The sequence below is a fragment of the Pannus brasiliensis CCIBt3594 genome (assembly GCF_036688125.1).
In the GTDB taxonomy this organism is placed as follows: domain Bacteria; phylum Cyanobacteriota; class Cyanobacteriia; order Cyanobacteriales; family Microcystaceae; genus Pannus; species Pannus brasiliensis.
In genome coordinates, this window is record NZ_JBAFSM010000035.1 from 17265 (window position 1) to 33695 (window position 16431).

Below are 16431 nucleotides of genomic sequence, written 5' to 3' on the forward strand. Positions count from 1 at the left end.
AACGCCGGACGCTCGCTCATTACCTCCCGGCCTCTCTATCTTTCGCTCTCGGGATCTTTCTCGGATCGCCCGGCGAGTTGTCGCTCGATCTCGGCCCGGTTTTCCGCGCTCTCCGATCGCTTGAGATACTCGATCGCCAGTCTACCCGCGAACGGTTCCTCGCCGGCGATCGCCAGAAGGTCGTTCAGAACGCGGCGGAAGATCTGTTTTTCCCGGACGCGCCAGGTGATGATCGGCACGAGAGCGGACGTGAAACCGAGCGCGAGCGCGGCGGGAACGAGGGGCAACCACCAACCGTGAAGAAAGGCGAGATAACATCCTCCCACCAATCCCCCGGTCAGCGAGAGAAGCGCCACGGGAAAAAATTTTCGGTAACGACCGATGACGGACCCGGCCCCGGCCCAGAGTAAGATCCAGAGATTCTCGATCGCCTCCGGCAGAGAACGCGGTAACGGTCGTCCGTCGAGGGCGGCGCTCAAGATCTGGCTGACGATATTGGCGTGGAGAAATACGCCGGGCAGGGGCCGCCCGGAATCGAACCGATCGCTATTGTAGGGAGTTTGGAAAAAATCATTACTACTTTCCGCGGTCATACCGATGAGAACGATACGATCTTCGAGCAGATCCGGCGAGACCTGTCCGTCGAGTAGCTGTCGCAGGGAGAAAGTCGGGAACTTTTCCGCCGTTCCCCGATAATCCAGCCAGATCTGGTAGCCCCCCATGTTGTTCGCCCGGATATATCCCCCGTCGTTTTTCTCGAACCGATCGAAGACCGCCTTTCCCAAACGGTAACGGTTCGCGTCGATCGGCTCCAGGGTAAGGTTCGCCGTCTGAAGATAGTGCAGGGCTAGTTCTACCGCCAGACTCGTCCGCACTTCCCCCGCCTCCCCGATCGTCAGGAGGGCGCGACGGACTTTTCCATCCGCGTCCACGATCTGATCGGCGAACCCGACCCGCTGTTTCTCGCGCAGGACGGGAGGGGGCGCGACTTTCGGCTCGACCGCCTTCTCGATCCCGAACAGGCGATCGGAGGCGGAAAATTGCCGGATTAACTCGCGATGGCCCGGTTCGACCGGGAGATCCCGGTAGAGATCCAGCCCGATCGCCCGGGGGTTGGCGGCCTCGATCGTGGCGAGCGCGTCGGCGAGTTGTCGATCGGGAATCGGCCAGCGACCGATCCGTTGAATATCCGTCTCGTCGATGGTCACGACGGCGACGCGGTTTTCCGGGGGTTGCCCCGCGCTCCGCCACCGGGTAAATCGATCGATCGCGTCCCATTCCCACGCCTGTAGGAATCCCGCGAAACGGAGCGAGAGGATCGCGCCGGTCACGCCGAGGGCGATCGCCGCTAACCGTCGCGGCCGTAGCGGCTGTCGGGCGATCTCCCGGCGGGCCCGGTGGACGGTCGAGGCGAGCAGTTGTCCCGCCCGCTCGGTCGCGTCGAGGGAATCCTGTAGTTGTCGTCGGGCGAGGTCTTGACTGGCGACCAGATAGCGATAGTCGGTGTCGCCGAGACTTTTTCCCAGCGACCAGGTGAACGTGTCCAGTAGTTCCTGTCCCCGCAGGAGAAACGATTCATCTTTCGAGTCCAACCAGGCCGCGAGTCGATCGTGGTAGGGGCGTAACCCGGCCAGTTGTCGATCGACCCAGGCGGCGTTAAAAACCGTCTCGTAGACGCGGTTATAGACCCGCAGTCGTCCGGAGCGCTCGACCACCAATCCCGATAGTCGGAGTTCCTTCTGTTCGGGACTATCTTCGGCGGCGATCGAATCGTGTTGGAGAATCCGGCCGTAGATTTCTAGCAACCGTCCCGCGGTGCGGGGATCGCGCAAGATCCGGTCGCGGATCGTCCGCAGGTGTTCCGGTTCGTCGCGCGCCTCCCAGTTGTCGAGGATGTTCTCCCGAACGATCCGCTCGATCGAGAGGGGGTGGGAATCGTTCTCGCTCTCCCGGAGAACTTGTTGGCAGAGCTTCTGGGTCAGAAAAGGCTGTCCTCCCGTCCATTCGAGAATTTCCGCGAGAATTCGGGCCGGATCGCTCACCTTGCCTTGCAATCCCGCGGCCAGGGGCGCGATCTCGTCCGGCCCGAACCCGCGCAGTTCGATCGCCATGCCGATGTTCGCGGGATTCCAGGAACGATCGCGGATTAACTGCCAGGGGGCGGCCACTCCCAGCAGGGCGAAGGTTAACCGTCGGTACACCGGCTCGATCGCCCGACTCTCCTCGAAAAAGCGGAGTAAGGTGAAAAAATCGTCTAGAGAAAAAGTCTGGCTGAGAACCCGATCGATCTCGTCCACGAAAATCACGATATCCCCGCCGATCTCCACCAGGAGAACCTCCTCGATAAAGCGGCGGAGTCGCTGTACCGGGGTGAGAAGATCCCTCTGTTCGCGCCACCACATCTGCCAGGAAAAGGTATCGGCGAGATGGCAACCGCTCACCAAAGAATAGACGAACCCGGCGTACCATTTTTCCGGGGTCATTTCCGAGGCGCCGATTCCCGTTAGATCGACAAAAATACAGGTTTTCCCCGCGGTTTGCAGGCGGCGCATCGTTCGCGCCCGCAAGCTCGATTTCCCCATCTGTCGGGAGTTGAGAACGTAGCAGGATCGACCCGCGTGCAGGGCCTCGTAAAAAATCGAGTCCGCGGGTCGGGTCACGTAACTCGGCGCGTCACCGTCGAGGCTCCCCCCCACCTGATACTCGAACCGCGATCGAAACAATACCATATCCAGCTTGTCTGACGAACTCTAGCTCGATTTTAGCTCTCGATCGACCGATCGGGACTTTCCGAGACCGTTTATCGGTAAGTTCGGACAAGACCATACTTTTCCCTACTTTTCTAGACTTTTTTGGACGGGGCGACCGGCAAACCCGGACAAGACCATACTTTTCCCTACTTTTCCCTACTTTTCCCGGCCCGCGAACCAGACGACGCGCCCGTTCGGGGTCTCGAAACCTGACTTTTTCCGCTCGCGCTCGGGATAAGTTTCCGGGACGATGATCTCTAGAAACATCCGCGACTTTATCCGGCAAGGCATTCGGTCCCCGGCGATCGGCTCCCGCCGGGAACGGATGTCACCACCGGCCCGAATCGCTCCCCCGGGGGCCGAGAACCCGCGAAAAATCCTGGCCATCCCGCGTAAAAGAAAGCGTTTTTTAACCAATCACCCGTTGTTATCTTCCCGAATATCGATTCCCTTCGAGGCCATCATGACGTACACGCTCTCTATTCCCACTATCGAAGGATATTCCTGGCGCGATCCCGCGGATAAATTGACCCGATTGGCCGATTCCGTGGACCGATACCTGAAACATTGCGGCGACGAACTCCCGAGCGCGCAGAAAGATAAATTGCGCTTTCTCATCGAGGGAATCCGCGGCAATGGGCGCGCCCTGGCTACCCTCGCCGAGATCGGATTGATTTCCGGTCTGGAACGGGAGATCCACCGTTTACGGGAATCGATCGAGCGGGTGAAAAATTGTCTCGATGAAGCGAAAGGACCGCGGGAACTGATCTCCCATCTCTCGCTCGTGTTCAATCTCGCCACCACCATCTCCCGCGTGGTTTTACCGTTACTCGGCTAACCCCTCCCGAAAGGACAGCGCTAAAACCCGCTCGAAATATTCGCGGTACAACCGACATCCCGGCCGAACCCGATTATCCTCCTGTTGAATCAGTCCCATGCTGTGTAATTTATACGTCTGCATGGGACTTAACTCGATCGGTTCCGCGGACGCGACCACCCGGTAAAAGGCCCGGGCGAGTTCCGGCGCCTGTTGGAGAATTTCTAACTGCCGGCGGAGATGGTCGCTGTAAATGCTGACTTCCGTGGGCGCTTCCCTGAGTAATCGTTCCAGGGTGATTTTCCCGGTACCGATCGCGTGGAAGGCGAGAGCGAGGAGATAGGGACGCGTTCCCACCATCGCCGTTACCGCGTCGATCGCCTCCTCGTTCCAGGGCAATCGGTAGAAGCTGACGAGGGTTCGCAGGCGGGATCGATCGAATTCTCCCAGGGCGATCGGGATACCCGCGTTAAACGGCGATTGATTCAGGTCTAGAGGAACGTAACACTCGGTCGAGTGTACCAGGACTAACCGGAGTTGTTTCCAGGACGGGCGAATTTTCCCTTTCTCGTGCCAGCTTCTCAGCATCCCGAAAAAATCTTCCACCACCTCGCTATAGGGAAACACCCGATCGACGTTATCGATCCCCAGGACAAGGGGACAATCGAGCGCTTTTAAGAGATATTCCTCGAAATAGAGGGTACAGTTATCGTTACTCCCTAAAATATCCGTATCCCACATCTCGGGACAGCGATTTTTCAGCCCTAACCGGTTCCCGACCGTCACGCAGAACCAACGCAGGAACATATCCAGATTGGCGAGTTTCGATCGCTCGACATCCCGTAAATTGATATAGGCCGTCCGATAGTCTTCCGCCTCGCCGCGCGCGAGAATCCGGAGCAATAACGAGGTTTTTCCCGTGAGATTCGGGGCTTTCACCCGCACGAGCGCGCCCGGTTTGCCGATCGCCTCGTAAGCGATCGTCTCGACCCCCTCCCGCTCGATGTAGTACGGGGATTCTAACGGGATCGGATCTCCCGGATAGGGCGGGTAATCGTCCGGGGGAGCCGGCGGGGGGTCCGGCGGCCCGGGCTGTCCGGAAGACTCCCCGGCCCTGCGGAGCGCCGCTTTAAAATTATTTTTCGTGACCTCTTCCCCGAGGGCTTTCGATAGCTTGCTCCAGAGCTTCGGCCCCACGTCTCCCCGGAGGTAATTGACCGATAGATAGAGGTTTTCGGCCATCTGTTCGTAGGTAGTCCCTTTCCAGGATTCCTCTAAGACCGCGAGTTCGGTATCTTTTAAATATTCTCCATAACGTTGGAAAACCACTCGATCGGCAATAGTCCTGGCGATTTCCCAAGTGAACACGGATTCGGATTGCATGGCGTATATCCAGCTTGAAGCTCGTTCGATCGATTCTTCCGTATTCAATCTACCCCATTTTCTCGACGGGAAGAACACAATTTCCGGCCGATCGACCCGATAAGTAAGAAAAGCAAGTAAGGAAAGCCGGATTTTCTCCCCCGCCGATCGCTTTTTTCCGGGTGTCGGGCGAACGGATCGTCCCCGGTAGCGGGGATATCCGGCGGGATTTTCGCGCGATCGGGAAATCGAAGCGATTTTTCCCACAAGAATCGATCCCGATTTTCCGGGGGGCCGCGAGCGGGTCGGTGGAAGCCGCCCGAACTTTTTTTCCGGCGGGACTTACCGTCCGGAAAATCTCGCCCGCGTCTCCGGGAAACGGGATCTCCCGGAAACCGGGGGGACGATCGGGCGCTCGCTCCGGATTGGATTTTCTCCCGATCGGGCCGCTCGATTCTCGAAGGTTTCGATTCTTTTTTGCCCTCGATTTTTATAAGGTTGAATCGGCTAAATTCCCCTCCTCCCGATTATTCTTGAACCCGAAAAGATCCCTCCCCCGATAACCTCATCTTTACAGGAGAGCCGATCGAATCCTGTCCAAGTTTGTCCAACTAGAGGTGATACTCTATACAGGCTGTTGGACACTCGTTTACAACGCTAGGTATATTTGGGCAAGATCGGGGGCGCTATCCGACAGGGTACTGCTAGAATGATTGCCGTTAGTTAATCTCTAGCAATTTCTGGTTTTATTTATGAGAGATAACGAGCGCCATAACCGTCGATTATCGGGGATTAATTATCTAGATAGCGCGTGAATAGATCGTCGGTTCGGAGGGCGTTTCGATCGCTCGCGAGATCGCTATCTTCAAGAAGAACGGAAAGGGATCGATCGACCCGTTACCCTTTTTCTGAAATTCAGGATCTAGCTTGAATTTCGGAAAATTCGCCCGCGAATAAATCGATTCTTGTTCAATAGCGATGACCGTTCCGATGTCGATCGGGAGGAGGAGCTATCGACCCCGATAGAATCCTCGTGTTTTCCAGTCGAGATCGAGAAACCGAAAATCGAGGCTCGGTGAATACACGGTCACGGGAAACCGACGGGTTACAAGCCTAGCTTTTTACAGAAAAAGTGTTTCGTTGGAGTCCGGACTTCCTCTTCAAAAAACGCCTCTTACCGAACGCTTTTTCTCCCGAATAAATCACTCGACAAAAGGATATTTTCCATGCCGAATAAGCGATCGAGACGGAAAAAATACCATTTTCTCTGCCCGCACTGTCAACGGAGACTGTGGCGGAACGGTTCTCCCAAGTATTATATCTTTCACGCGGGAAAGTCGGAGATCCAACAGGGATTTAATCTAACCGCCAAAAAAGCCGGTTTTCTGGTTAATCAGAACTTCACCCAACTCGATCGGGACATTTGGTTAGAAGAATTTTTCTGCGAGCTAGACGGACGTATCTGGTTATATATCAGTCAGAAAGAAGAGAAGATCGCCACTCGATTAGCGGTGGCCGAAGACTGGACTCGCTCCACGAAAACCATCAATCCAGATGGTTCTAACGGTACGATCAGTGAATTTACCAATAAAATTAGTAAAGGTTGCCACATCGCTTTATTAAATCAATTTAAGTCTTGATATTTCCCGGTATGAGGGGTAAAATTTTCGATAATTTTCGACAATTTTCCCCATCCCGATCGGGAAGAAGAGGCGAACGCGACAGAACGCGACCACGGCGACGACAGAATTTGAATTCATCGATCGAAGGTAAACCACCCCGCGTTTAAATTTCGGAGAAAATTCAAGCTCTAAAAGATTTTCGGGGTCTTTAGCCAGAAATTCAGGGCGCGACAGTTTACCGATTCGAGAAACGCTATCGGATGAATTCTGACCAAAAAAATCTGCCATTATGACCTTGTAATTTTTTTCAAACAAGTACAATAGGAAAAATACGCTAAAACAACTTAGGTGCTTCAAAAAAAGCGATCCAACTTTATTCAATATTCTATGAAAATCCTTCATCCTATTACCTCGCTCGCCCGTGACCCGCGCCCCTACATCGGCCGAAGGATTACCGGTAGGACGCGCGGAACACGCCTTTTCTCCCATCAGATTAGTGCATCACTATAATCGCGAGACATATTTAATCCTCGAAAGGTTCGCATTGACAAAAAACGGGTGAGAGATGGTTGATATTCTCTTGATTGGATTTGGTAGAACGAGTTTCAGCGCGTTAGAATCTTTAGTATCGAAAGGCCGCGTTCGCGGGATCGTTCGGGATCTGGTCTCCGCGACGAACGAGGACGAGGCGATCGTCCGATTGGCGCGACTCGCTAATATTCCGATTTTTTCCTATCTCTCGCTCGCGGAAATCAAATCCCTGATCGAAAAAATGCAACCCGATTGCGTGGTGGTCTCTTCCTACGAGAAAGTTTTGCCTCCCTCGCTCCTGAAGTTGTCGAAATTTATTAACGTTCATTATTCTCCTTTACCCCGCTATCGCGGTCAATCTAGCCTGACCTGGGCGATGATCAACGATGAATCTCACGCCGCGATCACGATCCATCAGATCTCTCCCGAACCCCACGCGGGAAACATTCTCTTTCAACAAGCTATCCCCATCGCTCTCGATGATACGATCGCCGATCTGTACGAGCGATTAAACGAACTTCAACGCCAGCATCTAGGCGAAACGATGATCCAGTTTCTCAAGGGTTACACGGGCAGACGGCAGGAGCGAGAGTGGGCGACTTACGGGTGCGCGCGTCTAGCGGAAGATGACGAGATCCGGTGGTCGGATTCTACCCGCGCGATCGACTGTTTTATCCGCGCGTTAACGTGTCCTTCTACCGGGGCTTATACCTATTATCGATCGAGAAAATTATTTATCCGGGAGGCGATACCGGTCAGCGAGCCTCCCTGTTATGTCGGGAGAATTCCCGGTCGGATCGTGAAACTATCGCGCTCGGATGGTTATATTGACGTGTTAACCGGTGACGGGATCTTGAGAATCCGGAAAGTTCAATTAGAAGGAGGGGAAATTACCGACGCGGCCCGAATTATCCCCTCGGTGAAAGATACCCTCGGATTACAAAAGTCCGAGCTTTTACAGCGTATTCACGAACTAGAACAAGAAATTAGCGAACTCAAAAAAAACGCCGAGTAAGTAGACCTTCCCCGACAATTCAAGGCTCTCCTGTCGATCGCGCGCTCGGTTTTCCCGACCCGATCGGTAGTTATACCATTTTCTAAAAAACAAGACAGACTTCCCGGTTCGGGGCAAAGGTGGACGGATCGGCCTTTCCCCTTTTTTCTCACCCGTATCGGGGCTAGGAATACGGAAATTCGGGATTATCCCCCGTTTAGGGGAGGGACAAAACACCCGCCGGGAGATTGACACTTCGCCGACTCGCTTGGTACAATTGTATTAATACAGTGAGGCGGAGCGGTTATGACCATCCAACACTTACAAACGGGCATCATCATCGCGACGGTTCTCGTCTGGGGACGTTTAGCGATCGGTACTATCGAGCATCTCATCTCGTCCCGATCGCCGGGAACGACCCCTACCATCTTAGTCGAGGCCGACAATCCCGACGGATGTAGGAACGGTCTCGATCGAGCTACCCGCGCCTCGGTTTCCCGTTAATCGTTATTCCCCCGCGCTCGCGGCAACGAACCGAATATGACAGCCACGCTACTCGAACCGGTAGTGACGGGGTTTCCCCTCTCGATCGCTCCCCCTACCGCGCCTTTCGGCCAGATCTGCACCTACACGATCGCTTTACAGTCGCGAGCGTCGATCGATCCCCACCTCGTCGCCGCGGGAATCGCGACCGGGATCGAGACTTTCCCCGTCGCGTTCGATCATCCGATCGACTCGCGGGAGTTGGCGGAATGGTTAGCCCCCTGGACGGCGATCGGGTACGATTTAATCGAGGTCAGCCCTTTAGAATGGCGGGTACGGAACCCGCTAACGGGCGATTACGAAACCGTCTGGGAGAGAGAAACCGAATAAGATCTCTTAAATTCAGAGATAGAACCGAAAATTTCTTGAATAACCGGACTTTTAATAGAAAAATCGATTCGATCGAGAGTCAAACTTTTTTACTCCTTAAGGGGGATGACCTTCCCGCCTAGCTCCTCGACGATCGCGCGGGTATTAGCGGCGAGCATTTTCCTGTAACTGTCGCCCTCGCTACCTTCCGCCCCGATCGAATCGGAATATAATCGCCGTGGCGAGACCTTTACCCCCGCTTCCCCCGCCACGGTGGTGATTAAGGCGGGATTGAGCGTCGTTTCGGCGAAAATAGCGGGAACCCCCGTTTTTTTTATCGCTAACGCCAGATCTTTCACGGTGCGGGCGCTCGGTTGTTCCTCGGTACTGATGCCGATCAGCGTTCCCGTCACCGTTAACCCGTAGGCGCGCGCGTAGTATTGAAACGCGTCGTGGGTGGTGACTAAATGCCGTTTATTCGGGGGAATCCTTTGAATCGAGGCTTTTATCCAACGATCGAGACTTTCTAACTCGGCGATCGTTCGATCGGCGTTCGCGGTAAAGATCGCTTTATCCTCCGGGGACAGTTCGATCAACTCGTCGCGGATTTTTTTCACCATCGCGATGCCGTTGCGCGCGTCCCCCCAGACGTGCGGATCGGGAACGACGCGAGTTTCTTTATACGCGTCTAGGGGTTTCGCCACCTCTCCCACGGGAACTTTTTTCGCGTTCACCCCCGCCGAATCCATCAGCTTGATCAAGCCGGGTTCGAGATTGTAGCCGTTGTAGAACACGAGATCGGCTTTTTCCAGCGCGATACTATCGGCCGGGACGGGTTCGTAAACGTGGGGATCGGTTCCGGGTTGGAGGATTCCCGTATGCTCGATTTCCGCGCCGCCCACGCGTTCGGTCAGGTCGGCGATAATGGTACTGGTGGAGACTACCCGCGGTTTGCCGGTCTCGTCTTGATTCGATCGGGCGTTACAGGCGATCAGTCCCAACAATAAACCCGCGATCATCCATCGTTTCATGCTGACTCTCGATAACCCCTTCGCTATTGTAAGTCCCGGCGAGAGCGGCGATCGATCAGGAAAGACTACACTAGAATCGATCGGGAATAATTGCTGGAGAAACGGGAGAATATGGCGACTGTCGGGGAATTAGGCGAGAATTTAGTCGCTCGCTGGTTAGAGTTACAGGGATGGAAAATCCTACAGCGTCGGTGGCGGAGCGCTTGGGGAGAGATCGATCTGATCGCGCTCTCCGGGATGTCGGATACCCTCGCTTTCGTGGAAGTGAAAACTCGCGGCGCGGGAAATTGGGACGCGGGGGGACGCATGGCGATCGATCGCCGAAAACAGGAAAAAATCTCTCAATCCGCCAGTTTTTTCCTATCCCTGCACCCGCGATGGACGGAACTTTCCTGTCGTTTCGATGTGGCGATCGTGCGGTGTCGTCGCGGGGCGATCTCTACAGACCGGGAATTTTCGGTAACGTATCCCCGTTTGGCGATCGAAAATTACGAACTGGAAATCCAAGAATATATCGAGTCCGCTTTCGAGAATGCTTGGTAAGCGTTCCGTTACCCGAACAACAAGATACCCGCCTACGGAGGCGGGCTTTCAGCTATACAAAACGATTTGGACTCCTAAAAAATGAACGAAAGAACTAGAGGTTTACAATGCAACCACAACAGGCTATCGATTTTACGGTAATCAGATTCTTATTTGACCGACTCAGGTGATGATTATGGCTCGCGAATCCCGCGGTTGTCTCACTTCACCGGGGCGAATCCATACTTTTCTCTTTCGATAAGAACCCGATCTCGATGTCTGTCGCGTCGGTCTAGAGCGGGAGGCACAGGCTCTAGGTCCTTTTCCCTTTAGGAAGTTGTGTCGCTTCCCTCGTGCCTTGATGTATCCAATATAACAACATTCCGGCGGATTCCAAGGGGTTGTTATCAAAGTTTACAATGGTTCAAAATCCGCAAACAATCCATCACAAACCTCAACAATTTTCGAGCGGGAAAACGCGGAATCCGTCCCCGCGGGCGATCGATCGATACGGCCGTACCTCCCGCCGCTCGGTGTACAATAGCACTACACGACAGCCCTAACCCGCATCATGACGAATCTCGATCGAAATCCCCTGTTAATTCTCATTGACGGTCATTCCCTCGCTTTTCGCGCCTATTACGCGTTTAGTACCTCGCGACAGGGGACTCTCCGCACCTCTACCGGGATTCCCACTAGCGTCTGCTTCGGCTTTCTCAACTCCCTTCTCCAGTTATTAGAAACCCGGAATCCCACCCATCTCGCGGTCGCTTTCGATCTGGCCGAACCTTCTTTCCGCCATCAAACCGACGCGAATTATAAAGCCAATCGCAAGGAAACCCCGGAGGATTTTCGCCCGGATCTGAGTAACCTGAAAAGACTGTTAGAGGCGATGAATATCGCGACGATCACCTCGGTGGGGTACGAGGCCGACGACGTGCTAGGAACTCTCGCGAGACAGGCGAGCGAGGCGGGATATACGGTCAAGATTCTCACGGGCGATCGGGATTTATTCCAGTTGGTAGATGAGAAGAAAAAAATCAGCGTTCTCTATCTGGATATTAACGCGGTTCGGAATTCTTCGGGAGGGGGGTACGCGGAATTCGACCCGCGAGCGGTGGAGGGTAAGTTAGGGATTATCCCGACTCAAGTGGTCGATTTTAAGGCGTTATGCGGCGATAAATCGGATAATATTCCGGGGGTGAGAGGCATCGGCGAGAAAACGGCGATCGAACTCTTAAAACAGTACGGAAGTTTAGAGGGGATTTACGAGAATGTAGACAAGATGAAAGGAGCGGTTAAAACCAAGTTAATCGAGGGAAAAGCCGACGCGGAAAGTTGCCGTTTCCTGGCGAGGATCGCCCTAGACGCGCCCGTTAATTTCGATAGAGAGCGTTTCCGTCTCCAGGGGTTCGATCGAAAGCTCGTCCGACCGATACTAGAACAGTTAGAACTGAAAACTTTTCTACAGAAGCTCGATTATATCCAACAGCATTTAGGGGGTAGTATAGAACTGAATTTTACGGTGAGCGAGGATTCCGAACAGTTATCCCTATTCGACGTTCAACCCTCGAAATCGGAAATCGTTATCCAGCCAGAAATCATCGATAGTGTAGAAAAATTAGACGGATTAATCGAGCGATTGAAAACCTTCACCGATCCCGAAAATTCCGTCGCTTGGGACACGGAAACCACCGATCTCGATCCCCGACTGGCGCGATTAGTCGGCATCGGTTGTTGTTGGGGGGAAGGGATCGGGGAGATCGCCTATATTCCCCTGTGTCACACGACCGGACAGAATGTCAATAGTAACGAAGCGTTAGAAAAATTGCGACCGATTTTAGAGAGCGATCGCTATCCGAAAGTTTTACAGAATGCCAAGTTCGATCGGGGTATCTTACAACATCAGGGAATCACGTTACGGGGAGTGGTTTTCGATACCATGCTCGCGAGTTATGTCCTGCACCCGGAGTTAAACCACGGACTCTCGGATCTGTGCGATCGCTATCTCTCCGGCATCACCTCGCGAAGTTATAAAAGTCTCGCCATTCCCAAGGAAAAAACCATCGCCGATCTCGACATAGAAACCATCGCCAACTACTGCGGTTTAGACGCTTACGCCACCTATCTCATCGCCCCGAAACTGAAAGCGGAACTCGCGGAAATTCCCGAACTCGATAAACTGCTTCTCGATGTAGAACTTCCTCTAGAAATCGTTTTATGTGAAATGGAAGAGCGGGGAATTAAAATCGATATTCCCTATCTAAAAAACTTCTCCAAACAGCTAGAAACCGACCTCGCCAGCATCGAAAAAAAAGCCTACGAAGCGGCGGGAGAAACTTTTAATCTCGGTTCTCCGAAACAATTAAGCGAGCTTCTATTCGAGAGATTAGGGTTGAACAAGAAAAAATCCCGTAAAATGAAAACGGGATACTCCACCGATCAGGCGACTCTCGAAAAATTACAGGGCGATCATCCCCTCATCGATTACATTCTCGAACACCGTACCCTATCGAAATTAAAATCGACCTACGTGGACGCGTTACCGAATCTAGCCGATCCGAAAACCGATCGGGTTCACACCGATTTCAATCAAGCGATCACCGCGACCGGACGTTTATCCTCTTCCAATCCGAACCTACAGAATATTCCCATCCGAAGCGAATTCTCCCGTCGTATCCGTCAGGCTTTCCTTCCCGAAGAAGGCTATCTCTTAGTCTCCGCGGACTATTCCCAAATCGAATTACGAATTCTCGCCCATCTCAGTCAGGAACCCGTATTGATAGAAGCCTACCGCGACGCGCGAGACGTGCATACCGTGACGGCACAATTAATCTTTGAAAAAGAAGAGATTACTCCCGAAGAAAGAACGCTCGGGAAAACGATTAACTTCGGGGTGATCTACGGCATGGGAGCGCAGAGATTCGCCCGGGAATCGAAATTAAGCCTCGATCGAAGTAAAAAGTTTATCGAGAAATACCACCGAAACTACTCGAAAATTTTTGAATATCTCGAACGCGTGAAAAAAGAAGCGATCGCTAACGGGTACGTGCGGACGATTCTCGGCAGACGACGCTATTTTAATTTCGAGATACCCGCGTTAAAACGACTGCGGGGACTTTCTCCCGATGAAATCGATCTCGACGCGCTGAAATTGGGCAACGAGGAAGCGCAATTACTCCGCGCGGCCGCGAACGCCCCCATTCAGGGATCGAGCGCCGATATTATTAAAGTGGCGATGGTGAAAATGCGCGAGGTTTTACAGGATTATCGGGCGCGATTACTCCTACAGGTACACGATGAATTGGTGTTTGAAGTGCCTACCGACGAATGGGAAACCCTCCGTCCGAAAATCAAATCGACGATGGAAAACGCCGTCGAGTTAAGCATCCCCCTATTGGTAGAGATTAAAGCAGGGAAAAACTGGATGGAAGCGAAATAAGTTCGATCGAGGTACAATAGCACTATTTCAAAACCGCGATCGCGAGGAATTACCGTATGGTTGAAACATCGATCGACGCTCGATCGCTATACCCCGACTCCGACGGTAAACCCATAGCCGACAACACGGTTCAATATCGGTGGAGCGTCCGCCTAGTCTCCAATCTGAAACATTTATTCGAGGGACAAACCGTGTTTGTCGCGGGCGATTTACTCTGGTACCCGCGACGGGTGGACGCGCCACCGGTTCCGGCCCAAGCGCCCGATGTAATGGTCGTTCTCGGTCGTCCCGACGGCGGGAGCGAAGCGCTGCTGCAAGCAGATCGAGGCAGTTACAAGCAATGGGAAGAGGACGATATCGCCCCGCGGGTGGTCTTTGAAATTCTATCCCCCGGCAATAGCGCGCGGGAAATGCTCAACAAGCAATTGTTCTATCGCGAGTACGGGGTGTTAGAGATGTTTTTTTATGACCCGGACTCTCGCGACTTCTGGGGATGGGCGCGATCGGATCGCGAGGGGGAATTTCTGCCGATCACCCCCCTGAATCTCCCGTGGACATCGCCCCTACTGGGGATTCGCTTCGAGATGAGCGCCGATGGTCTGGAAGTTTATTATCCCGATGGAAAACCCTTTCAAGACCCCTCCGCCGTCTTCACCGAACGCGATCGGGCCGAACAAGAACGCGATCGGGCTTTCGCTAAATTGCGGGAGTTGGGCATCGATCCGACGACGTTATAACGCGAAAAAAAGGAAGGTTTTACCCTTCCTCTCGTTAAAATTGCTGAAATATAGGATTTTATGCCTTACGAACGCGGGCGAACGCGCCGACAACCCCCACCGCTAATAACCCGGCGATCGTTCCGGGTTCCGGGACAATCGGCGGGGGAACAAAATTGTCGAACAATCGGAAATTGTAAGAACGATCGACGGAGGTAGGAAAAGTTGGATTCCTTTCATTAGAATCACTGCGCGCCGGATTACCCACGATCGAGGGAGAAACACCCGTCCAGAACGCGTCGGTACCGTCCCAAAAAGACCCCCAAGCTCCATCCCGGAAAGAAATCCAGTAAGTCCCGGCCGCGAGGGAAATCGTGCCGCCGAAGTCTCCATCCACTCGGATGATAGGATCGCCCAGAGCGGTATTGACTCCCGTGACTGTTTTGGTCACGCTGGTATCCGTACCCGAAGCGATGAGACTACCGACAGCCCCGGCGTTATTGTTGAAAATCGCCCAACCGATGTTATCGCTCAGATTGGAACTGTTTCCGGAGGGATAGGAAGCCCAAAAGGTAAAATCCGTGAGACGAGCGGCTTTAGTGAGCGTGAAATCATCAGCCTGCGCGAAATTACTAATATTATAGGACGACGAGCCGTTGGCGGGCGCGCCGATGTTGTCGTAAACGAGCGCCGCGCGGGCGGGTTCGCTCCCGAAAAGGGCTGTCGCGGATACCCCCGCCACGGTCAGAGAGGTCAAGGCAATTTTTGGGAACAAAGGTTATCCTCCAGTTAAATGATTAACAGGTAAATCGAGGTATTAAATAGCCTGATTTGCTTTTTAATTGACTTGAGGAGCGAGTAAACGCGCTAATCTTACCACAACGCTCATTTCGTTAAGCTCATCTCGATTTTCGTCGGTTTATACCCGCGCGATACTGGAGAGAAATCTCTCCCCCCGATACACGCGTTCGTTCGGCCGGCAAAATCATCGAAACTCGATTGCCTGTGGAGTTCGGTACGGACGCTCACGGAATGACCCTTTTTTGAACCGCGTTGTTCCCGCGCCCCTACCGTACAATGGAAATGATCTAACCGCCCCGAAAACGAACATGATCGAGAACACGCATTTTTTAACCGAGGATGAATCGTTAGACGTGGACGCGGCGCTGTTGACCTCCCCGGAAAAGTTCCTAACTCGATTGACGATTTCCTCCCAGCGATTGTTAACCCTGATCTCGCGGGATACGGGAATTCCCATCGAGGATCTCGGCCACAAGCAGATCATCGAATGGTTCGAGAAAGATAGTAAAATCCGCCGCGAACAGGGCATCGACGCGGCCGTTCTCAAGTGGTAGGAATCTTAAATCATTCGCGACGTTGATATCGATCGCTTTCTCCCCGTGTTAGTTTGAGCCTATAGACGCGCTAATCGACTCCCATGACCATCACCCTGAAAGTCCCCAGTATCGCCTGCGAAGCCTGCGCGAACACCGTCACCAAGGCGATTACCGGCCGGCAACCGAGCGCCAAAGTGTCGGTAGATGTCGCCACGAAAACCGTCACCGTCGAAACCGATTCCTCCCGCGAGGCGATCGAACAAGCGATCGTCTCCGCCGGACATACGGTAGAATCATAAATCGTCGTTTTTGTCAATACCTTTAGCCGAAGATCTTTCATCCCTAAAGGTGAAGTCATTACGGGTTCTCTTAAAAGATACTGAGAGTAAAGCGAATCAATGGAGTGTGACGTTATGGATACTCTCAGCTTGTCCCTCTTCCTACAATCCGGCCTT

Annotated in this window: 14 protein-coding genes; 10 read left to right on the plus strand and 4 right to left on the minus strand. The window is 53.4% G+C overall.

Features of this window, described 5'->3' with window-relative positions:
- Positions 1 to 35 precede the first annotated feature (35 nt).
- Positions 36 to 2729, minus strand: a complete 2694-nt coding sequence (locus V0288_RS16730; protein WP_332866277.1) for a CHASE2 domain-containing protein — start codon at positions 2727 to 2729, stop codon at positions 36 to 38.
- 271 nt (positions 2730 to 3000) lie between these two features.
- Here V0288_RS16730 and V0288_RS16735 point away from each other — a divergent pair, with 271 nt between their 5' ends.
- Positions 3001 to 3588, plus strand: coding sequence for a hypothetical protein (locus V0288_RS16735; protein WP_332866278.1), 588 nt, complete (start codon positions 3001 to 3003; stop codon positions 3586 to 3588).
- Here the strand turns inward: V0288_RS16735 and V0288_RS16740 are convergent.
- The gene (locus V0288_RS16740; protein WP_332866279.1) at positions 3577 to 4998 is read right to left on the minus strand and encodes an AAA-like domain-containing protein; all 1422 of its coding nucleotides are present in this window, start codon (positions 4996 to 4998) and stop codon (positions 3577 to 3579) included. The two genes, V0288_RS16735 and V0288_RS16740, sit on opposite strands and share 12 nt — an antisense overlap.
- A 1157-nt stretch (positions 4999 to 6155) precedes the next feature.
- On the opposite strand from V0288_RS16740, the gene V0288_RS16745 reads away from it, so the two are divergent.
- The 4 genes from V0288_RS16745 to V0288_RS16760 all read left to right on the plus strand — a co-directional run bounded on the left by V0288_RS16745 (position 6156) and on the right by V0288_RS16760 (position 8949).
- A complete protein-coding gene (locus tag V0288_RS16745; RefSeq protein ID WP_332866280.1) occupies positions 6156 to 6569 on the plus strand; it encodes a hypothetical protein in 414 nt (137 codons plus the stop codon).
- Between the two features lie 547 nt (positions 6570 to 7116).
- Positions 7117 to 8097 (plus strand): methionyl-tRNA formyltransferase, encoded by a 981-nt coding sequence (locus tag V0288_RS16750; protein WP_332866281.1) that lies wholly within the window; start codon positions 7117 to 7119, stop codon positions 8095 to 8097.
- A 285-nt stretch (positions 8098 to 8382) separates the two neighbouring features.
- On the plus strand, positions 8383 to 8580 hold the full coding sequence (locus V0288_RS16755) for a hypothetical protein (RefSeq protein WP_332866282.1): 198 nt from the start codon (positions 8383 to 8385) through the stop codon (positions 8578 to 8580).
- Between the two features lie 36 nt (positions 8581 to 8616).
- A complete protein-coding gene (locus tag V0288_RS16760) occupies positions 8617 to 8949 on the plus strand; it encodes a hypothetical protein (RefSeq protein WP_332866283.1) in 333 nt (110 codons plus the stop codon).
- 89 nt (positions 8950 to 9038) lie between these two features.
- Here V0288_RS16760 and V0288_RS16765 read toward each other — a convergent pair whose 3' ends face one another.
- Positions 9039 to 9959, minus strand: a complete 921-nt coding sequence (locus V0288_RS16765; RefSeq protein WP_332866284.1) for a metal ABC transporter solute-binding protein, Zn/Mn family — start codon at positions 9957 to 9959, stop codon at positions 9039 to 9041.
- Positions 9960 to 10070: 111 nt separating this feature from the next.
- Between V0288_RS16765 and V0288_RS16770 the strand changes: the two genes are divergently transcribed.
- The 3 genes from V0288_RS16770 (at position 10071) to V0288_RS16780 (ending at position 14660) form a co-directional block, all read left to right on the plus strand.
- On the plus strand, positions 10071 to 10502 hold the full coding sequence (locus V0288_RS16770; protein WP_332866285.1) for a YraN family protein: 432 nt from the start codon (positions 10071 to 10073) through the stop codon (positions 10500 to 10502).
- A 550-nt stretch (positions 10503 to 11052) separates the two neighbouring features.
- Positions 11053 to 13923 (plus strand): DNA polymerase I, encoded by a 2871-nt coding sequence (polA, locus tag V0288_RS16775; RefSeq protein ID WP_332866286.1) that lies wholly within the window; start codon positions 11053 to 11055, stop codon positions 13921 to 13923.
- A 56-nt stretch (positions 13924 to 13979) separates the two neighbouring features.
- The gene (locus tag V0288_RS16780; protein WP_332866287.1) at positions 13980 to 14660 is read left to right on the plus strand and encodes a Uma2 family endonuclease; all 681 of its coding nucleotides are present in this window, start codon (positions 13980 to 13982) and stop codon (positions 14658 to 14660) included.
- Between the two features lie 58 nt (positions 14661 to 14718).
- Here V0288_RS16780 and V0288_RS16785 read toward each other — a convergent pair whose 3' ends face one another.
- A complete protein-coding gene (locus tag V0288_RS16785; protein WP_332866288.1) occupies positions 14719 to 15396 on the minus strand; it encodes a PEP-CTERM sorting domain-containing protein in 678 nt (225 codons plus the stop codon).
- A gap of 352 nt (positions 15397 to 15748) precedes the next feature.
- Between V0288_RS16785 and V0288_RS16790 the strand changes: the two genes are divergently transcribed.
- Positions 15749 to 15994, plus strand: a complete 246-nt coding sequence (locus V0288_RS16790; protein WP_332866289.1) for a hypothetical protein — start codon at positions 15749 to 15751, stop codon at positions 15992 to 15994.
- A gap of 83 nt (positions 15995 to 16077) precedes the next feature.
- On the plus strand, positions 16078 to 16275 hold the full coding sequence (locus tag V0288_RS16795; protein ID WP_332866290.1) for a heavy-metal-associated domain-containing protein: 198 nt from the start codon (positions 16078 to 16080) through the stop codon (positions 16273 to 16275).
- The last annotated feature ends 156 nt before the right edge of the window (positions 16276 to 16431 follow it).

Bases quoted from the DNA above. Each gene is read 5' to 3' on its own strand.
- polA (WP_332866286.1), top strand. From the start codon at position 11,053: ATGACGAATCTCGATCGAAATCCCCTGTTAATTCTCATTGACGGTCAT.
- V0288_RS16765 (WP_332866284.1), bottom strand. From the start codon at position 9,959: ATGAAACGATGGATGATCGCGGGTTTATTGTTGGGACTGATCGCCTGT.
- V0288_RS16760 (WP_332866283.1), top strand. From the start codon at position 8,617: ATGACAGCCACGCTACTCGAACCGGTAGTGACGGGGTTTCCCCTCTCG.
- V0288_RS16750 (WP_332866281.1), top strand. From the start codon at position 7,117: ATGGTTGATATTCTCTTGATTGGATTTGGTAGAACGAGTTTCAGCGCG.
- V0288_RS16780 (WP_332866287.1), top strand. From the start codon at position 13,980: ATGGTTGAAACATCGATCGACGCTCGATCGCTATACCCCGACTCCGAC.
- V0288_RS16795 (WP_332866290.1), top strand. From the start codon at position 16,078: ATGACCATCACCCTGAAAGTCCCCAGTATCGCCTGCGAAGCCTGCGCG.
- V0288_RS16770 (WP_332866285.1), top strand. From the start codon at position 10,071: ATGGCGACTGTCGGGGAATTAGGCGAGAATTTAGTCGCTCGCTGGTTA.
- V0288_RS16730 (WP_332866277.1), bottom strand. From the start codon at position 2,729: ATGGTATTGTTTCGATCGCGGTTCGAGTATCAGGTGGGGGGGAGCCTC.
- V0288_RS16755 (WP_332866282.1), top strand. From the start codon at position 8,383: ATGACCATCCAACACTTACAAACGGGCATCATCATCGCGACGGTTCTC.
- V0288_RS16790 (WP_332866289.1), top strand. From the start codon at position 15,749: ATGATCGAGAACACGCATTTTTTAACCGAGGATGAATCGTTAGACGTG.
- V0288_RS16745 (WP_332866280.1), top strand. From the start codon at position 6,156: ATGCCGAATAAGCGATCGAGACGGAAAAAATACCATTTTCTCTGCCCG.
- V0288_RS16735 (WP_332866278.1), top strand. From the start codon at position 3,001: ATGATCTCTAGAAACATCCGCGACTTTATCCGGCAAGGCATTCGGTCC.